The sequence below is a fragment of the Stenotrophomonas mori genome, from assembly GCF_023556335.1.
GTDB lineage: Bacteria > Pseudomonadota > Gammaproteobacteria > Xanthomonadales > Xanthomonadaceae > Stenotrophomonas > Stenotrophomonas mori.
On record NZ_JAIKTS010000001.1, the window covers coordinates 998765 to 1014197 of the forward strand.

12 protein-coding genes and 1 tRNA gene are annotated in these 15433 nt (G+C 70.4%); 1 reads left to right on the forward strand and 12 read right to left on the reverse strand.

Annotated features, from left to right (window positions below; all coding sequences use genetic code 11):
* Positions 1-39: 39 nt before the first annotated feature.
* Positions 40-438, reverse strand: coding sequence for a type II toxin-antitoxin system VapC family toxin (locus K5L01_RS04450; protein ID WP_250062286.1), 399 nt, complete (start codon positions 436-438; stop codon positions 40-42).
* The gene (locus K5L01_RS04455; protein ID WP_250062287.1) at positions 435-668 is read right to left on the reverse strand and encodes an AbrB/MazE/SpoVT family DNA-binding domain-containing protein; all 234 of its coding nucleotides are present in this window, start codon (positions 666-668) and stop codon (positions 435-437) included. Before K5L01_RS04455 ends, K5L01_RS04450 begins: the two co-directional genes overlap by 4 nt.
* A 288-nt stretch (positions 669-956) precedes the next feature.
* Between K5L01_RS04455 and acnA the strand changes: the two genes are divergently transcribed.
* The gene (gene acnA / locus K5L01_RS04460; RefSeq protein WP_250062288.1) at positions 957-3713 is read left to right on the forward strand and encodes an aconitate hydratase AcnA; all 2757 of its coding nucleotides are present in this window, start codon (positions 957-959) and stop codon (positions 3711-3713) included.
* A 264-nt stretch (positions 3714-3977) separates the two neighbouring features.
* Here the strand turns inward: acnA and K5L01_RS04465 are convergent, their stop codons facing one another.
* From K5L01_RS04465 to K5L01_RS04510, 10 genes are all read right to left on the reverse strand, one after another.
* On the reverse strand, positions 3978-5393 hold the full coding sequence (locus tag K5L01_RS04465; RefSeq protein ID WP_250062289.1) for a replicative DNA helicase: 1416 nt from the start codon (positions 5391-5393) through the stop codon (positions 3978-3980).
* Between the two features lie 167 nt (positions 5394-5560).
* A complete protein-coding gene (locus tag K5L01_RS04470) occupies positions 5561-6121 on the reverse strand; it encodes an NADPH-dependent FMN reductase (protein ID WP_250062290.1) in 561 nt (186 codons plus the stop codon).
* Between the two features lie 72 nt (positions 6122-6193).
* Positions 6194-8137 (reverse strand): asparagine synthase (glutamine-hydrolyzing), encoded by a 1944-nt coding sequence (asnB, locus tag K5L01_RS04475; RefSeq protein ID WP_250062292.1) that lies wholly within the window; start codon positions 8135-8137, stop codon positions 6194-6196.
* 8 nt (positions 8138-8145) lie between these two features.
* Positions 8146-10422 (reverse strand): thiamine pyrophosphate-dependent enzyme, encoded by a 2277-nt coding sequence (locus K5L01_RS04480; RefSeq protein ID WP_250062294.1) that lies wholly within the window; start codon positions 10420-10422, stop codon positions 8146-8148.
* 488 nt (positions 10423-10910) lie between these two features.
* Complete coding sequence (locus K5L01_RS04485; RefSeq protein WP_250062296.1) at positions 10911-11447, reverse strand: GNAT family N-acetyltransferase; 537 nt, start codon at positions 11445-11447, stop codon at positions 10911-10913.
* A gap of 52 nt (positions 11448-11499) precedes the next feature.
* The gene (locus K5L01_RS04490; protein ID WP_250062298.1) at positions 11500-12354 is read right to left on the reverse strand and encodes an EcsC family protein; all 855 of its coding nucleotides are present in this window, start codon (positions 12352-12354) and stop codon (positions 11500-11502) included.
* A 5-nt stretch (positions 12355-12359) separates the two neighbouring features.
* Entirely contained in the window at positions 12360-12935 is a 576-nt protein-coding gene (gene orn / locus K5L01_RS04495; protein WP_250062300.1) for an oligoribonuclease, read from the reverse strand.
* Between the two features lie 110 nt (positions 12936-13045).
* Positions 13046-14011: an acetyltransferase gene (locus tag K5L01_RS04500; protein ID WP_250062302.1), complete on the reverse strand. Its 966-nt coding sequence runs from the start codon at positions 14009-14011 to the stop codon at positions 13046-13048.
* Between the two features lie 48 nt (positions 14012-14059).
* A tRNA-Ser gene (locus K5L01_RS04505) sits at positions 14060-14149 on the reverse strand.
* Positions 14150-14219: 70 nt separating this feature from the next.
* On the reverse strand, positions 14220-15212 hold the full coding sequence (locus K5L01_RS04510; RefSeq protein WP_425603854.1) for a LysR family transcriptional regulator: 993 nt from the start codon (positions 15210-15212) through the stop codon (positions 14220-14222).
* Between the last annotated feature and the right edge of the window lie 221 nt (positions 15213-15433).

A 15433-nucleotide genomic window follows, 5' to 3' on the forward strand; every position in this document is an offset into this window, starting at 1 on the left:
CGGGTAATGCAGTGTGGTTTTCAGGGTGTTCGTATGGGCTCAGGCGTGCGGCACGATCAGCTTCAGGCCCTTGAAGTAGTCGCGGAAAAAACGGTCGTTCCAGGTGATCAGGCCATCGCACTGCAACAGGGCGTGCGCGCCCACCAGGAAGTCGTCCAGGCTGCGGCCGCCGCCATCGCGCTGCCGCTGGCGGCGATGCATCTCGCCGGCACGCAGCGCCGACTTGGCCTCCAGCGGACTGAAATGGATGCCCATCTCCTCCAGCGCCTCCTGCACCTGCGCGCCGCCGCGCAGGGCCGCGCAGATCTCGGCCAGGGTGGTGCCGCAGACCACGACCCGGCCGCCGACCAGCGCCTGCCGCAGGCAGGCCTCGACCGCATCGGCACGGGCACCGTCGCTGAGCAGCTCGATCAGGACCGGGGAGTCGACCGCGATCACGCCTCGCCGGCCTCGTCGCGCACGGTCCGCACGGCCTGCTCGGCCGACTCGAAGCCGTCCAGCGCGAACTTGCCGCGGGCACGCGAGATCGCGTCGTCCACGCTCTTGCGGAGAATGATGCGGCTGCCTTCCAGCTCGACCTTCAGCAGCGTCCCCTTGGTCAATCCGAGGGCATCGCGCACGGCCTTGGGCAGGGTGATCTGTCCGCGCTCGGCAACGGTGGCTTCCATGGGCGGCCTCGCTTCAAAGTATGGATGAATTATACATACTTCGCCCCGCATACCCAAACCGCCGGCCGTCGCGCGCTCCGCCGTGAGGGCTTGTGCCGCAAGGCGTTGCCGGCATCTCGTGACACCGCTGCAACATTCCGGTGCGTATCCTGAAGCCCTTGCCGGGCGCTCGGCACGGGAAGATCGTCCATACTCGGACGGTCGATCACTGAACAGGGGCGCCCCGCCCCAGCCAGCTGGCGCGGCCATCCGCGCCATTGCACGCCATCCGCAACAGGAGTCACCCGCATGAGCGATTCATTCTCCACCCGCAGCGAGCTCACCGTCGCCGGCCAGCGCTATGCCTACTGCAGCCTGCCCAAGCTGGGCGAGCGGTTCGACCTCTCCCACCTGCCCTATTCGATGAAGATCCTGCTGGAGAACCTGCTCCGGCACGAGGACGGCGGCCAGACCGTGTCCGCCGAGCACATCGAAGCGGTGGCCACCTGGGATCCGCAGGCCGAGCCGGCGACGGAAATCGCCTTCATGCCGGCACGCGTGGTGCTGCAGGACTTCACCGGCGTGCCCTGCGTGGTCGACCTGGCGGCGATGCGCGATGCGGTCGCCCGGCTGGGTGGCGACGCCGAGCAGATCAACCCGCTGATCCCCTCCGAACTGGTCATCGACCACTCGGTGCAGGTGGACGTGTTCGGGCGCGCCGATGCCCTGGACCTCAACGGGAAGATCGAGTTCGAACGCAACCGCGAGCGCTACAGCTTCCTGCGCTGGGGCCAGAAGGCCTTCGAGAACTTCAAGGTGGTGCCGCCGAACACCGGCATCGTCCACCAGGTGAACCTGGAGAACCTCGCCCGGGTGGTGATGGAACGCGAGGTCGACGGCCAGCGCTGGGCGTTCCCGGACACCGTCTTCGGTACCGACTCGCACACCACCATGATCAACGGCATCGGCGTGCTCGGCTGGGGCGTGGGCGGCATCGAGGCCGAGGCGGCCATGCTCGGCCAGCCATCGTCCATGCTGATCCCGCAGGTGGTCGGCTTCAAGCTCACCGGCAAGCTGCCCGAGGGCACCACCGCCACCGACCTGGTGCTCACCGTGACCCAGATGCTGCGCACGCTGGGCGTGGTCGGCAAGTTCGTCGAGTTCTACGGCGACGGCCTGCAGCACCTGCCGCTGGCCGACCGCGCCACGATCGCCAACATGGCCCCCGAATACGGCGCCACCTGCGGCATCTTCCCGATCGATGCCGAATCGCTGAACTACCTGCGCCTGTCCGGCCGCAGCGACGCGCAGATCGCGCTGGTGGAGGCCTATGCCAAGGCCCAGGGGCTGTGGCACGAGCCCGGCAGCGCGCCGGCCCGCTACAGCGCGACGCTGGAACTGGACATGGGCGAGGTCAAGCCCTCCATGGCCGGCCCCAAGCGTCCGCAGGACCGCGTGCTCCTGCAGGACGTCGGCCGCAACTTCGCCGAGGCCCTGACCGGCCTGACCACCAACCGCGACCGCCGCAACGGCGAGATCGCCGACTTCATCAGCGAAGGCGGCGGCGCCGCGGTCGGCAACGAACAGCTGGCCAAGGGCCATGCCGACGTCGAGATCGACGGCCGCACCCTGCGCCTGAAGGACGGCGCGGTGGTGATCGCGGCGATCACCTCGTGCACCAACACCTCCAACCCCGCGGTGATGATCGGCGCCGGCCTGCTGGCCCGCAACGCCGCCGCGCGCGGGCTCACCCGCCAGCCGTGGGTCAAGACCTCGCTCGGGCCGGGCTCGCGCGTGGTCACCGACTACCTGGAAAAGGCCGGCGTGCTCAAGGAGCTGGAGAAGCTCGGCTTCTACGTGGTCGGCTACGGCTGCACCACCTGCATCGGCAACTCCGGCCCGCTGCCCACCGAGGTCAGCGCCGGCATCGCCGCCGGCGACCTGGTGGTAGCCTCGGTGCTGTCGGGCAACCGCAACTTCGAAGGCCGCGTGCATCCGGAGGTGAAGGCCAACTACCTGGCATCGCCGCCGCTGGTGGTCGCCTACGCCCTGGCCGGCACCGTCGACATCGACCTGACCCGCGATCCGCTGGGCAGCGATCCGGACGGCAACCCGGTCTACCTGCGCGACATCTGGCCGAGCAACAAGGAGATCGGCGACGTCATCGCCGCCACCATCGGCCCGGAGATGTTCAAGCAGAACTACGCCGACGTGTTCAAGGGCGACAACCGCTGGGCGCAGATCGAGTCGCCCGAAGGCCAGGCCTACCGCTGGAACGCCGACTCGACCTACATCAAGAACCCGCCCTACTTCGACGGCATGACCATGCAGGTCGGCAGCATCGCCGACGTCCACGGCGCGCGGGTGCTGGGCCTGTTCGGCGACTCCATCACCACCGACCACATCTCCCCGGCCGGCAACATCAAGAAGGACTCGCCCGCCGGCCGCTTCCTGCAGTCGCGCGGCGTGCAGCCGGCCGACTTCAACAGCTACGGCAGCCGCCGCGGCAACGACGACGTGATGGTGCGCGGCACCTTCGCCAACATCCGCATCAAGAACCTGATGTTCGGCGGCGAGGAAGGCGGCAACACCCTGTATTTCGGCAGCACCCCGCCGGAAAAGATGTCCATCTACGACGCCGCCATGAAGTACCGCACCGACGGCGTGCCGCTGGTGGTGGTGGCCGGCAAGGAGTACGGCACCGGCTCGTCCCGCGACTGGGCCGCCAAGGGCACCAACCTGCTGGGGGTCAAGGCGGTGATCGCCGAGAGCTTCGAGCGCATCCACCGCTCCAACCTGGTCGGCATGGGCGTCCTCCCGCTGCAATTCCTGCCCGGCGAGAGCGCGCATTCGCTGGGACTGGACGGCTCGGAGACCTTCGACATCACCGGCCTGGAGGACGGCAAGGCCAAGCGCGCCACGGTCACCGCCACCGGTACCGATGGACAGGTCAAGCGCTTCCAGGCCGCGGTGCTGCTGCTGACCCCGAAGGAAGTCGAATACTTCCGCAACGGCGGCCTGCTGCAGTACGTCCTGCGCCAGCTGGCGGCGAAGAAGGCCGCCTGACATCCCCCCGCCGGGCACTGCCCGGCGCTGCGGGAGGTTGTTCCAGGCCAGTGTGCGATGCGGGGCCATGCCCCGCCCGGGCATCATCGGCCACGCCCTGCCGGGCATGGCCCGGCGCTGCAGGGATGCGTCAGCCCGTTTGCAGGGCCCTGTCCCGCCTGGTGGGCATCACCGGCAACCGCCCCTGCCCGGGCATCCTCCCGATGGGCGCGGCCCGGCGCTGCAGAGGGCCGCCCGGGTGTCGGCCGGAAGCGCGGGCGCCGCTTACTCGAAGGCGCCGACGCTGTCGTGGCTGAGGTTGTCGAAGCGGGTGTATTCGCCGAAGAACTTGAGCTTGCAGGCGCCGGTCGGGCCGCCGCGGTGCTTGCCGATGATGATTTCGGCCAGGCCCTTGTCCGGCGAATTTTCCTTGTTGTAGTACTCGTCGCGGTAGATGAACACGATCATGTCCGCGTCCTGCTCGATGGCGCCTGACTCGCGCAGGTCGGCCATCACCGGACGCTTGTCGGTACGCGTTTCCAGCGAGCGGTTGAGCTGGGACAGGGCGATCACCGGTACGTTCAGCTCCTTGGCCAGGCCCTTGAGCGAGCGGCTGATCTCGGAGATCTCGGTGGCGCGGTTCTCGCTGTTGCCGGGCACGCTCATCAGCTGCAGGTAGTCGATCACCACCAGGCCCAGGTCGTGCTCGCGCTTGAGCCGGCGGCACTTGGAACGCAGCACCTCCGGCGACACGCCGGGCGTGTCGTCGATGAAGATCTTGGTCTCCTTGAGCATGCGGATGGCGCTGGTCACCCGGCTCCAGTCCTCGTCCTCCAGCTGGCCGGTGCGCAGGCGCTGGGCATTGATGCGCCCGTTGGAGGAAATCAGGCGCATCGCCAGCTGCGACGCCGACATTTCCATGGAGAACACCGCCACGCCCTTCTTGGACTTGATCGCCGCGTACTCGGCGATGTTCAGCGCGAAGGTGGTCTTGCCCATGGCCGGACGCGCGGCCAGGATGATCAGGTCGGTCGGCTGCAGACCCGCGGTCATCGCATCGAAATCGTTGTAGCCGGTCGGCAGGCCGGTGATGTTGCCGCCGTTCTCGAAGCGGTTGCGCAGCTCCTCGAAGGCGTCCTTCAGCGCGCCGGGCATGGCCACGAAATCGCTGCGCCCGCGCGCGCCCTGCTCGGCGATGGCGAACACCGACTTCTCCGCCGAGGCCAGCAGCTCGGTGCTGTCGCGGCCCTCCGGCTGGAAGCCGTCGTTGACGATGTCGGTGCCGACCTGGATCAGCTGCCGCAGCACCGCCTTGTCGCGCACGATCTCGGCGTAGGCGCCGATGTTAGCCGCCGACGGCGTGGTGCTCGCCAGTTCGATCAGGTAGGCGCCGTCGCCGACCTGCTCCAGCTTGCCCTGCGATTCGAACCACTCGCCCAGGGTCACCGCGTCGAACGGCCGGTCGCGCTCGGACAGCTCGCGGATCGCGCGGTAGATCAACTGGTGGTCGCGGCGGTAGAAGTCCTTTTCGGTCAGCGCTTCGTTGACCCGGTCGAAGGCCTCCGGGGCGAGCATGAGCCCCCCCAGCACCGCCTGCTCGGCCTCGACCGAATGCGGCGGCACGCGCAGGGTGTCGATGCGCTGTTCGCCGTGCTCGGCACGGTGCGGACGATCGGAACGGAAACCGGGACGGGCGGACATGGAAACCTTGGGGATAGCAGGGAAACGACCCGTCCATGGTAGGCCGATGTGGCCCCTCAGTGTGGGGATAACTCGGTGGACAAGCTGTCCGTGCCCCGTGGATGGCGCCCGGCCCCGGCCTCCGCCCACGGCGGCGGCGACCGGCGGGCAGGACCGCCCGGCCAGGCTCAGTGCGGCCGCGGGTGCGCCGCGATCCAGGCCAGGAAGCGGTCGACGTAGCCCTGCAGGAAGCGCCGGGTCCCTTCGTCGCTGATGCCGCCCTCGGCATCGATCGCCCCCTCGCGGTGGCGCAGGAACGCCTCCGGCTGGGCCATGACCGACAGGTTGACGAACACCAGCACGTTGCGCAGGTGCTGCTGCGCCATCGCCGTGCCGGCCGCGCCCGGCGAGGTGCCGATCAGCGCCGCCGGCTTGCCGTCGAAGGCGCCATCGCCATACGGACGCGAGGCGGTATCGATGGCGTTCTTGAGCACCCCCGGGATGGAGCGGTTGTACTCGGCGGTGACGAACAGCACCGCATCGGCGCCGCGGATCCCGTCCTTCAGGCGCGTGCCCTGCTCGGGGAAATCGCTGTCGCGGTCCTGGTTGTACAGCGGAATGTCGTCGATCCGCAGGTAGTCGAACCGCGCACGCTCGCCGGCCAGTTTCTCCAGCGCCAACGCCAGCCGGCGGTTGTGGGACTCCCTGCGCAGGCTGCCGACCAGTACGGCGATGCGGAACGGTTCCATGGCGACCTCGGTGTGGACGGAAGGCCCGAGTCTAGCCCGGCGCACGCCGCCCGGCGGTGAACACCGGGGCCGTCATGGTGCCCCGGCCCGGGCCCGCTGCGCCTGCCAATGCGCCTGCCAGGCCTGGAACATCAGCACGTTCCACAGGTGGGTATGCCACTTGCGCTCGCCCTGCCGGAAACGCTGCCACACCGTCGAGACCGCGGCCTCCTCGAACACCCCGTCCTGGCGCAGCCGCCGCGGGTCGAGCAGGTCGCCGGCCCAGCCGTGCAGGTCGCCGCGCAGCCATTGCGTCACCGGCGCGCCGAAGCCGCGCTTGCCGCGGAACACCATGGCGTCGGGCAGGTAGCGGCGCAGCACCTGCTTGGGCAGGTACTTGGTGGTGCCGCCGCGCAGTTTCAGGTCCTGCGGCAGCGACCAGGCGAACTCCGCCACGTTCCAGTCCAGCAGCGGCGCGCGCGCCTCCAGGCTGGCCGCCATGCTGGTGCGGTCCACCTTGCAGAGCAGGTCATCGGCCAAGTAGGTGGTGAAATCGGCGAGCATCATCGCGTCGGCCGGTTCCCCCCGCCCCTGCAGCGGATCGGGCAGGCTGTAGAAGGTGGCCGGCTCGCGTGCGCCACGCACCGCCGCGGCCGGGTCGCGCCAGCGCGAGATGCGGTTGCGGTACACGTCGCCGATGCCGTCGGCACCGGCCTCCGCCAGCAGCGCCGCCAGGCCCCCGGCGCGCGAGTCCTCGCCCCGCGCCGCGGAGCGCCGCCCCAGCCAGTGCCGCAGCGGCGCCGGCACGTGCCGCAGCGCGCGCCAGTTGCGCAGCGCGCGCTGGTACCGGGTGTAGCCGAAGAACAGCTCGTCGCCGCCATCGCCGGACAGGGCCACGGTGACCCCGCCGCGCGCCAGCCGCGCCACCAGTGCGGTCGGCACCTGGGAGGCATCGGCGAAGGGTTCGTCGAACATCGCCGGCAGCTGCGGCACCACCGCCAGCGCGTCGGCGCCACTGACGTACAGCTCGGTGTGGTCGCAGCCCAGGTGGCCGGCCACCGCCTTGGCCAGCGGCGCCTCGTCATGGCCGGAGTCCTGGAAACCGATGCTGAAGCTGCGCACCGGGGTGCTGCTCTGCGCCTGCATCATCGACGCGACCAGCGCCGAGTCGGTACCGCCGGACAGGAACACGCCCACCGGCACATCGGCCACCATGCGCAGCGCCACGGCCTGGCGCAGCTGCCGGTCCAGCGCATCGGTGGCCTCGGCCTCGCTGCCGGTGAACCGCGCGGCCAGACAGGCGGCCATGCGCTCGCGCGCGTCCCAGTACGCCACCTGCGCCTGTTCGGGCCGGTGCGCGCCGGCGCCGGCGGCCACCATCGCCGCGTCCAGGTGCAGCACGCGGCCCGGCATCAGCTTGAAGGCGCGCTCATGGATGCAGTACGGCGCCGGGATGTAGTCCAGCCGCAGCAGCAGGGCCAGGGCATCGCGGTCGATGCCGTTGTCGAACGCCGGGTGCCGCCACAACGCCTTCAGCTCCGAACCGAAGACCAGGGTGTCGCCGGCCCAGCCGTAGTACAACGGCTTCTTGCCGACCCGGTCGCGGGCCAGCGACAGCCGCTGCTCGTGCCGGTCCCACAGGGCGATGGCGAACATGCCGTTGCAGCGCGCCAGCGCCGGCTCCAGGCCCCACTGCACGATCGCCGCCAGCAGCACCTCGGTGTCCGAGTGGCCGCCAAAGGCATGGCCGAGCGTCTCCAGCTCGGCACGCAAGGGCGCGAAGTTGTAGATCTCGCCGTTGTAGGCCAGCCAGTAGCGGCCGTCGCCGGAAGCCATCGGCTGATGGCCGAGCGGCGACAGGTCGAGGATGCTCAGCCGCCGGTGCGCAAGCGCCACACCGGCGGCGGCGTCGCTCCAGACGCCACGGTCATCCGGGCCGCGATGGGCCAGGGCATCGCCCATGGCCCCGGCCAGCGCCGCCAGCTCCGGCGCCTGCAACCGCGCCTGCGATTGCAGGATTCCCGCCAGTCCACACATAGGGCTCGTTATCCACGCGCCAGCTCGGCTGCGGCGCTCACCACGTCATTGTCACCCGGAAGCACCAGCAATGCGGCACCGGCCAGCGGGGTGTAGGTGTCGCAGCCGGTCACCCGGCGCAGCGGCACCGCGCCGAAACCGGCCTCGGCCAGCGCGGTGATGACGCCCTCGCCGACCCCGGCGCTGTGGCGGCCCTCGTCGAGCACGATGATGCGCTTGGCGCCGCGCGCCTGCTCGGCGATGTAGGCATCGTTGAGCGGCACCAGCCAGCGCAGGTCCACGATCCGCACCTTCCAGCCCTGCTCGGCCTCGATGGCCCGGGCCGCGCGCAGGCTCATCGGCACGCCGTTGCCGTAGGTGAAGATCACCAGGTCGTCGTTGCCCTCGCCGTAGACCCGGCCCTGTCCCAGCTCCAGGGCCTGGTCCGGGGCCGGGTACGGGAACAGCCACTGGCCGTCGCCGGCCTCGTGCAGGTCCTTGGTCATGTACAGCGCGATCGGTTCCAGGAACACGCAGACACGGCCGTCGACCTTGGCCAGGGCGGCCAGGGTGCGCAGCATCATCGCCGCGTCGTCGCCGCGCGACGGGCAGCCGACCACCAGGCCGGGAATGTCGCGGATCGCGGCGATCGAGTTGTCGTTGTGGAAGTGGCCGCCGAAGCCCTTCTGGTAGCCCAGCCCGGCGATGCGGATCAGCATCGGGTTGCGGTACTGGTCGTTGGAGAAGAACTGCAGCGAGCAGGCTTCGCCGCGCACCTGGTCGATGGCATTGTGCAGGTAGGCCAGGTACTGGATCTCCGGCACCGGCAGCATGCCCATGTTGGCGAAGCCCTGGGCCATGCCCAGGATCATGGTCTCGTCCAGCAGGGTGTTGAACACCCGGCGCGGGCCGAACGCCTTGTGCAGGCCCTTGGTCACGGTATAGACGCCGCCCTTCTGCGCCACGTCCTCGCCGAACAGCAGCGTCTCCGGGTACTTGCAGAACAGCTCGTGCAGGCCCTGGTTGATCTGGATCGCCAGGTGCCGCGGCGGCAGGTTCTCCGGCAGCGCCGCCTCGCTGCCGAACAGCTGCAGGCGCCGCTCGCCGTAGTCGGCGCGCCCGGCCTCGGCACGCACCGCCTCGGGGGTATAGGGCGCCAGCGGCGCGACGACGTCCTCCAGGGTGGTCAGGCGCGGCCGCTTGTCGGCCGCTTCGGCCGCCTCGAAGCAGCGCGCGCGCGTGCTTTCATACAGCGCCAGCACGTCCTCGGCGCTGAGCACGCCGGATTCGACGGCGATCTGTGCCGACCGCAGCAGCGGGTCGCTGGCCTCCACCGCGCACAGTTCCTCCAGCGCGCGCCACTCGATCTCGAAGTCGGTGCCGGCGTGGCCCATGATGCGCGTGGTGCGCAGGTGCAGGAAGGTCGGCCGGCGGGTGCGGCGGCAATGCTCGACCGCGCGCTGCACATCGGCATAGCCCGCGGCCAGGTCCAGGCCGTCGGCGAAGAAGTAGTCCAGGTCCGGGCGGTTGCGGAAGCTCTCGCCGATCCAGCCGGTCGGGGTCTTGACCGAGATGCCGATGCCGTTGTCCTCGCACACGTACAGCACCGGCGCCGGCAGCTTCTGGTAGGCGGTCCAGGAGGCGGCGTTGAACGCGGTCTGGGCGGTGGCATGGTTGGCCGAGGCATCGCCGAAGGAGCAGATGGCGATGCTGTCCTCGGGTACCGGCAGCTCCAGCCCCAGCCGCTTGCCGGCCTCGATGGCCATCGCCGTGCCCAGCGCCTTGGGCAGGTGCGAGGCGATGGTCGAGGTCTGCGGCAGCACCCACAACGGCTTGCTGCCCCACACCTTGTGGCGCCCGCCGCTGGCCGGATCCTCGGCACTGGCGGCGAAGGACAGCGCCGAATCCATGATCGGGTCCATGCCCGGCAGCTTGCGGAAGCGCTCGGCCATGAAGCCGCCCGAGCGGTAGTGCAGGAATGCCGGATCGGTATGCCGGGCGGCCCTGGCGACCATCGCGTTGCCTTCATGGCCGGACGAACCGATGGTGTAGAAGACCTTGTTCTGGACACGCAGCACGCGCGCCATCAGGTCCAGGTGGCGGCTGATCAACTGCGACTCGAACAGTTCGCGGAAGCCCCTCGCGTCCAGGGCACTGCCCGGCAGCACCGGCGCGCCGTCCTGCGGCGTTCCGGTCGCCCCCTGCCCCAAGCCCTTCACGAATTCGATGAAGTTCTTGTCGCAGATCTCGGCGCGGTTCAGGCCCTTCATGCGGGCCGGAATGGGGGTGGGGACGGGGGCAAACATCAGACGGACTCCACGGTGCAGACAGGTTGAGGGGGAAGGTGGATCAGGGTCCAACAATGAAACGGGACACGCCGCCGCGCGCCGTGCCCGGAACAGGCACGGCCGGCGAAGGCATGACGGGAGGTGCGGCGCGGCGGCGACGCGGCAGGCGGACGGCGGGCGCCGCGCTGCGGCAACCGCGTCGCTCCAGCGGTACCGGCAACGGGCGGGCCTCCTGGCGATTGCCCGGACTGGGCACGCCATGCACCGTCGCGACAGCAGCTGGATGGTTCAACAACACGGTTCCCTGGACCGCCGATGGGCGGGCGATCCCACCATATGACCGGAACCGGGGCGGTTTGGTAAAGCTGCGACCGCAGCAAAACGCGCAAGGCGCATCCACCGCCGCCGTCAGGCGACTGCCGGAACCGTCGGGAGCAGCGCCTGCGCAGCGCGTATCCTGCCGCACGGCAGGGTCTCCACCGCTGGACTGGTTGCCTGCGGGGAACTCAGGAGGCCGCGCGCCAGGCCTGCCGCGACTGCCCCCAGACCTCGACATCCTCGTCGAGCGGCGCCGGCAACCGCGCCGCGCGCAGCACCCGCGAACCGAGCTTGCGCGCGACCGCCTGCGAGCCATGGTTGTCCGGAGCGATGGTGTGGATCACCTCCTGCCACCCCAGCGTATCGAACGCCCAGTCGATCGCCGCGCGCGCCGCTTCCGGCGCATAGCCCCGCCCCCAGCGGTCCGGCACGATGCTCCAGCCGACCTCCGGCCCCGGCCAGCCGTGCGGCTGCCAGGGCCCGACCCGGCCCACCCAGCGTCCGCTGTCCTTCTCGATCACCGAGAACATCGAGTAACCCAGCAACTGCCAGCTGCCGGTCAGCATCGCCAGGCTGCGCCAGGCCACCGGCGGCGGCTGCACGCCGCCCAGATGCCGCATCGCCAGCGGATCGGCGCAGAAGTCCGCGAACGCGCCGAAATCCGCGGCCGTCGGCGGCCGCAGCAGCAAGCGTTCGGTTTCCAGCCGCAGTTCGAAAGTGTCCATGCCCTGCCCCGCCCGAGCTTCGTTCCACGCAGGGTAACGCAGCCGCCGCGGCTCAGGCGCGCATGCGGCCGCTGATGGCCCCATAGGCCAGGCGCACGGGTTCGAAGCCGTGCTTGCGCTCGAGCCGCCGGACGATGAAGTGGCCGCGGGCCATGTCCTGGTAGTAGGCCGTGAACATGGTGTTCAAGGTTGCACCGGCAACCGCGCCGATCACCGGCAGCGCCTGCGCGGCGACCTTCTCCGACACCACCACGCCGAACCGCGCGGCGACCTTCTCCACCACCCGCGCCAGCCACTTGCCGGCTTCCTTCGGCCCCAGCCCCAGCAGCAGCCCCGGGCTGCCGCTCACACTGGTGCCCGCCAGCTCGGCGGACAGGTGCCGCACCAGCTCGGCGGTGAACCCGCGCGCCAGGTAGTAGCCGGTCTCGCTGGCGTCGTCGCCGCTGGAGTTGCCGCCCAGGGCGAACACCTCCAGACAGGCCTGGCGGGTGGCCAGGTCCTCCAGGTCGAACCCTTCGCTGCGGGCGACGTCGGCCACCGCGCGCATGATGATGGTGGTGGACAACGGCAGTTCGATCGCCAGCGTCGCCAGCCCGCCGACGCCGCCCAGGGCACCGGTCGCCGCGGCCGCGAGCTTGTGCAGGCGGGGCGAGGCCGGCTTGCCCGGCTGGCGGCGGTCCATGCTCCACAGCGCGGCCTGCGCGGCCTTGTGGAGCGCGGCCTCGGCCACTCCCTGGATGCCGCGCGAGACGCCTGCCGGCAGCCTGCGCACGGCGAACTCCAGCGGTGTGCCGATCAGGTTGGCCATCCGCGCGCTGAGCGTCGGCGCCTCCAGCAGCGCGACCGCGCGGCGCAGGTCGGCCATGTCCTGCGGGCACTCCTGCAGCGGCAGCGCCAGCTCGCCCATCGCGCTCAGGCCGCCTCCGGCCGTCCGGACAGCGCACCCATGTACTGGCGGTAGTAGCGCAGTTCGGCGATCGAGTCATGGACGTCGCTCAGCGCGGTATGGCTGGAGCTCTTGGACAGGCCCGCGGCCACCGCCGGCGCCCAGCGCCGGGCCAGTTCCTTGAGCGTGGACACGTCCAGGTTGCGGTAGTGGAAGTAGCGTTCCAGGCGCGGCATCTGCCGGTGCAGGAACCGGCGGTCCTGGCAGATGGAGTTGCCGCACATCGGCGACGCGCCTGCGCGGACCCAGTCCTGCAGGAACGCGATGGTGCGCGCCTCCGCCTGGCCCACCGCGACCTCACTGTCGAGCACCCGCTGCCACAGGCCCGAGCGGCGGTGCTGGTTGCGGTTCCACTCGTCCATCGCCTCCAGCGTTTCCAGGCGGTGGGCGATGGCGAACTCCGGGCCCTCGGCCAGCACGTTGAGCTCGGCGTCGGTGACCACGGTGGCGATCTCGATGATCGAATCGTTGTCGGTATCCAGCCCGGTCATTTCCAGGTCGATCCAGATCAGGCGGTCATCGCCGTTGTGGGGGTCGCTCATCTATCGCCTCGTGCAGGGCCGGCGGCAGGCGTCCGGCGGGGAAAACCGGCTGCCATGATACGCCGCGGCGGTGAGCGCGCGATGAGCCGTCCTGCGGCGGCGCATGCCGCTCAGGCGCCGTCGGGCAGCAACGGCCGGCCGCGCTTGGCACGGAAATAATTGCGCAGGCGCAGCCCCGCCTCCTGCGCCAGCAGCCCCCCGTCGATCGCGACGCGATGGTTGTGGCGCGGATCGCCGAGCAGGTCGAAGACGCTGCCACAGGCCCCGGTCTTGGGATCGCTGGCGGCATACACGACGCGCGCCACGCGCGCGTGCACCAGCGCCATCGCGCACATCGCGCAGGGCTCCAGGGTCACGTACAGGGTGCAGCCGGACAGCCGGTGGTTGCCGCGCCGCGCACCGGCCTCACGCAGGGCCACGATCTCGGCATGGGCGCTGGGATCGTGCTGGGCGATGTTGAGGTTCCAGCCCTCGCCGAGCACCTGGCCGTCGGCGGCGACCAGCACCGCGCCCACCGGAATCTCGTCGAACTCGCGCTGCGCGCGCTCGGCCAGCGCCAGCGCATGGCGCATCCAGCGGACATCGGCCTCGCGGCGGCCATCGTCGCCGGCGCCATCGCCCGCCGCGTCCGCCCGCGGCGCCGGCGCATGCCGCAGGTGCACCAGCGGGTACGGCCGCCCCTGGCCATCGACCGGCGAACGCCCGGTCTCTTCGAATCCCATCCGCGCGTAGAACGCCCGCGCCTGCGGATTCTGCGCATTGACGTCGGTGCTCAGCCGCGGGTGTCCGCGCAGGGCGTGCTTCAGCAGCCGCCGCCCCAGGCCCCGGCCATGGTGGTCGGGATCGACGAACAGCGCCTCCAGGTGGCCCTCGGCGATCCACATGAACGCCAGGGGCACGTCCTGCGCATCCACCGCCAGCACCAGCGGCGCCTGCGGGAGGCACGCGCGGACGTCGGCCTCGATGGCCTGGCGGTCGCCGGCGTCGAGGAACCCGTGCGTGGCATCGACGGCGCGGCGCCAGAGGTCGATGACGCGCTCGGCATCTTGCGGGCGCGAGGGGCGCAATGTCGGCATGGTTCGGGGTTCCAGTGCGGCCCCGGCGGCGCATCGGCGCAGCCGGGGTGGCGGGCAGAGTGGGATTCGAACCCACGGAAGGTTTGACCCTTCGCCGGTTTTCAAGACCGGTGCCTTCAACCGCTCGGCCATCTGCCCGTGACTGCTGCGTGCCGATGCCACGCATCGGCCGGGGGCACGCATTTTCGCACGCCGCCGGGGTTTTTGCTCACCCGGCCTCGATCGCCAGGGCGCCCAGGGCGGACGCGCGGATCTTCTCCTTGGCACGCTCGCAGGCGCCGCCGCAGTCCAGCCGGGAGGCTTCCAGCTCGGCCGGCAGGTGCTCGGCGAGGAAGTCGATGAACACCCGCACCGCCGGCAGCAGGCCACGGCGTGAAGCGAACACCGCGTGGCAGATGCCCTGCGGCAACGACCACTCCGGCAGCACCACCTCCAGCTCACCGTTGCGTACCGCCTCGGCGCAGACCGTCTCCGGCAGCATGGTGATGCCGAAGCCGTCCTTGACCATGCTCTGCAGCAGCGGGAAGTCGAAGCCGGCCACCCGCGGCTGCAGGTCGACGCGCTTGACCTCCCCGCCGGGCCCGTGCAGTTCCCAGCGCTGCCGCGCTTCGTCCTCGCTGATGCTCAGGGTGACGTGCCCGGCCAGGTCCTCGGGCGTCTTCGGTCGGCCGGCGCGGTCCAGGTAGCCGGGGCTGGCGACCAGCAGCTCCTGCACCTGGCCGAAGCTGCGCATCACCAGGCTGCCGTCGTCGTCCAGCCGCGAACGCACCCGCAGGGCCACGTCGTAGCCTTCGTTGATGATGTCCACGCGGCGGTTGCTGATGTTCAGCTGCAGGCGCACCTTCGGGTACTGCTGCAGGAAGGTCGGCAGCAGCTTGGGCAGCTGCATCTGCGCCAGCGATACCGGCACGCTGGCCCGCACCAGCCCACGCGGTTCGGCGCTGAGGCGGTCCACCACCTCGCGCGCGGCCTGGGCTTCGGCCAGCATGGTCTGGGCGTGGCGGTGCACGCTCATGCCGACGTCGGTCACCGCGAAGCGGCGGGTCGAACGCTGCAGCAGGCGCACGCCGAGATCGTTCTCCAGCTGGCTGATGCGCCGGCTCAGGCGCGACTTGGGAATCCCCAGCGCCCGCTCGGCGGCGGCGAACCCACCATGGTCCACGACCATCGCGAAATAGTAGAGATCGTTGAGGTCCTGCATGGATTGATCCCACAACTGGAACGAATCGTGGAATTCAACCACCTTTGTCCTGATTTTACAAATCAGGCCGCGAACGGTCCGGTATGTCGGCGCACCGCGACCCGCCGGGCCGGGCCGGGAGGCGGCCCCAGGCCGCCCGGCCGACGTGGGACTTCCGCCGGACCGGACCGCAGCGGCCGGGATCACGCCACAGGGCCGGCGCCCCACTCCGCTGCGGGGAC

Coding starts and splice junctions, on each gene's coding strand:
- K5L01_RS04500 (WP_250062302.1), bottom strand. CDS start 14,011: ATGCCGACATTGCGCCCCTCGCGCCCGCAAGATGCCGAGCGCGTCATC.
- K5L01_RS04480 (WP_250062294.1), bottom strand. CDS start 10,422: ATGTTTGCCCCCGTCCCCACCCCCATTCCGGCCCGCATGAAGGGCCTG.
- asnB (WP_250062292.1), bottom strand. CDS start 8,137: ATGTGTGGACTGGCGGGAATCCTGCAATCGCAGGCGCGGTTGCAGGCG.
- K5L01_RS04465 (WP_250062289.1), bottom strand. CDS start 5,393: ATGTCCGCCCGTCCCGGTTTCCGTTCCGATCGTCCGCACCGTGCCGAG.
- K5L01_RS04485 (WP_250062296.1), bottom strand. CDS start 11,447: ATGGACACTTTCGAACTGCGGCTGGAAACCGAACGCTTGCTGCTGCGG.
- acnA (WP_250062288.1), top strand. CDS start 957: ATGAGCGATTCATTCTCCACCCGCAGCGAGCTCACCGTCGCCGGCCAG.
- K5L01_RS04490 (WP_250062298.1), bottom strand. CDS start 12,354: ATGGGCGAGCTGGCGCTGCCGCTGCAGGAGTGCCCGCAGGACATGGCC.
- K5L01_RS04470 (WP_250062290.1), bottom strand. CDS start 6,121: ATGGAACCGTTCCGCATCGCCGTACTGGTCGGCAGCCTGCGCAGGGAG.
- K5L01_RS04455 (WP_250062287.1), bottom strand. CDS start 668: ATGGAAGCCACCGTTGCCGAGCGCGGACAGATCACCCTGCCCAAGGCC.
- K5L01_RS04510 (WP_425603854.1), bottom strand. CDS start 15,212: ATGCAGGACCTCAACGATCTCTACTATTTCGCGATGGTCGTGGACCAT.
- orn (WP_250062300.1), bottom strand. CDS start 12,935: ATGAGCGACCCCCACAACGGCGATGACCGCCTGATCTGGATCGACCTG.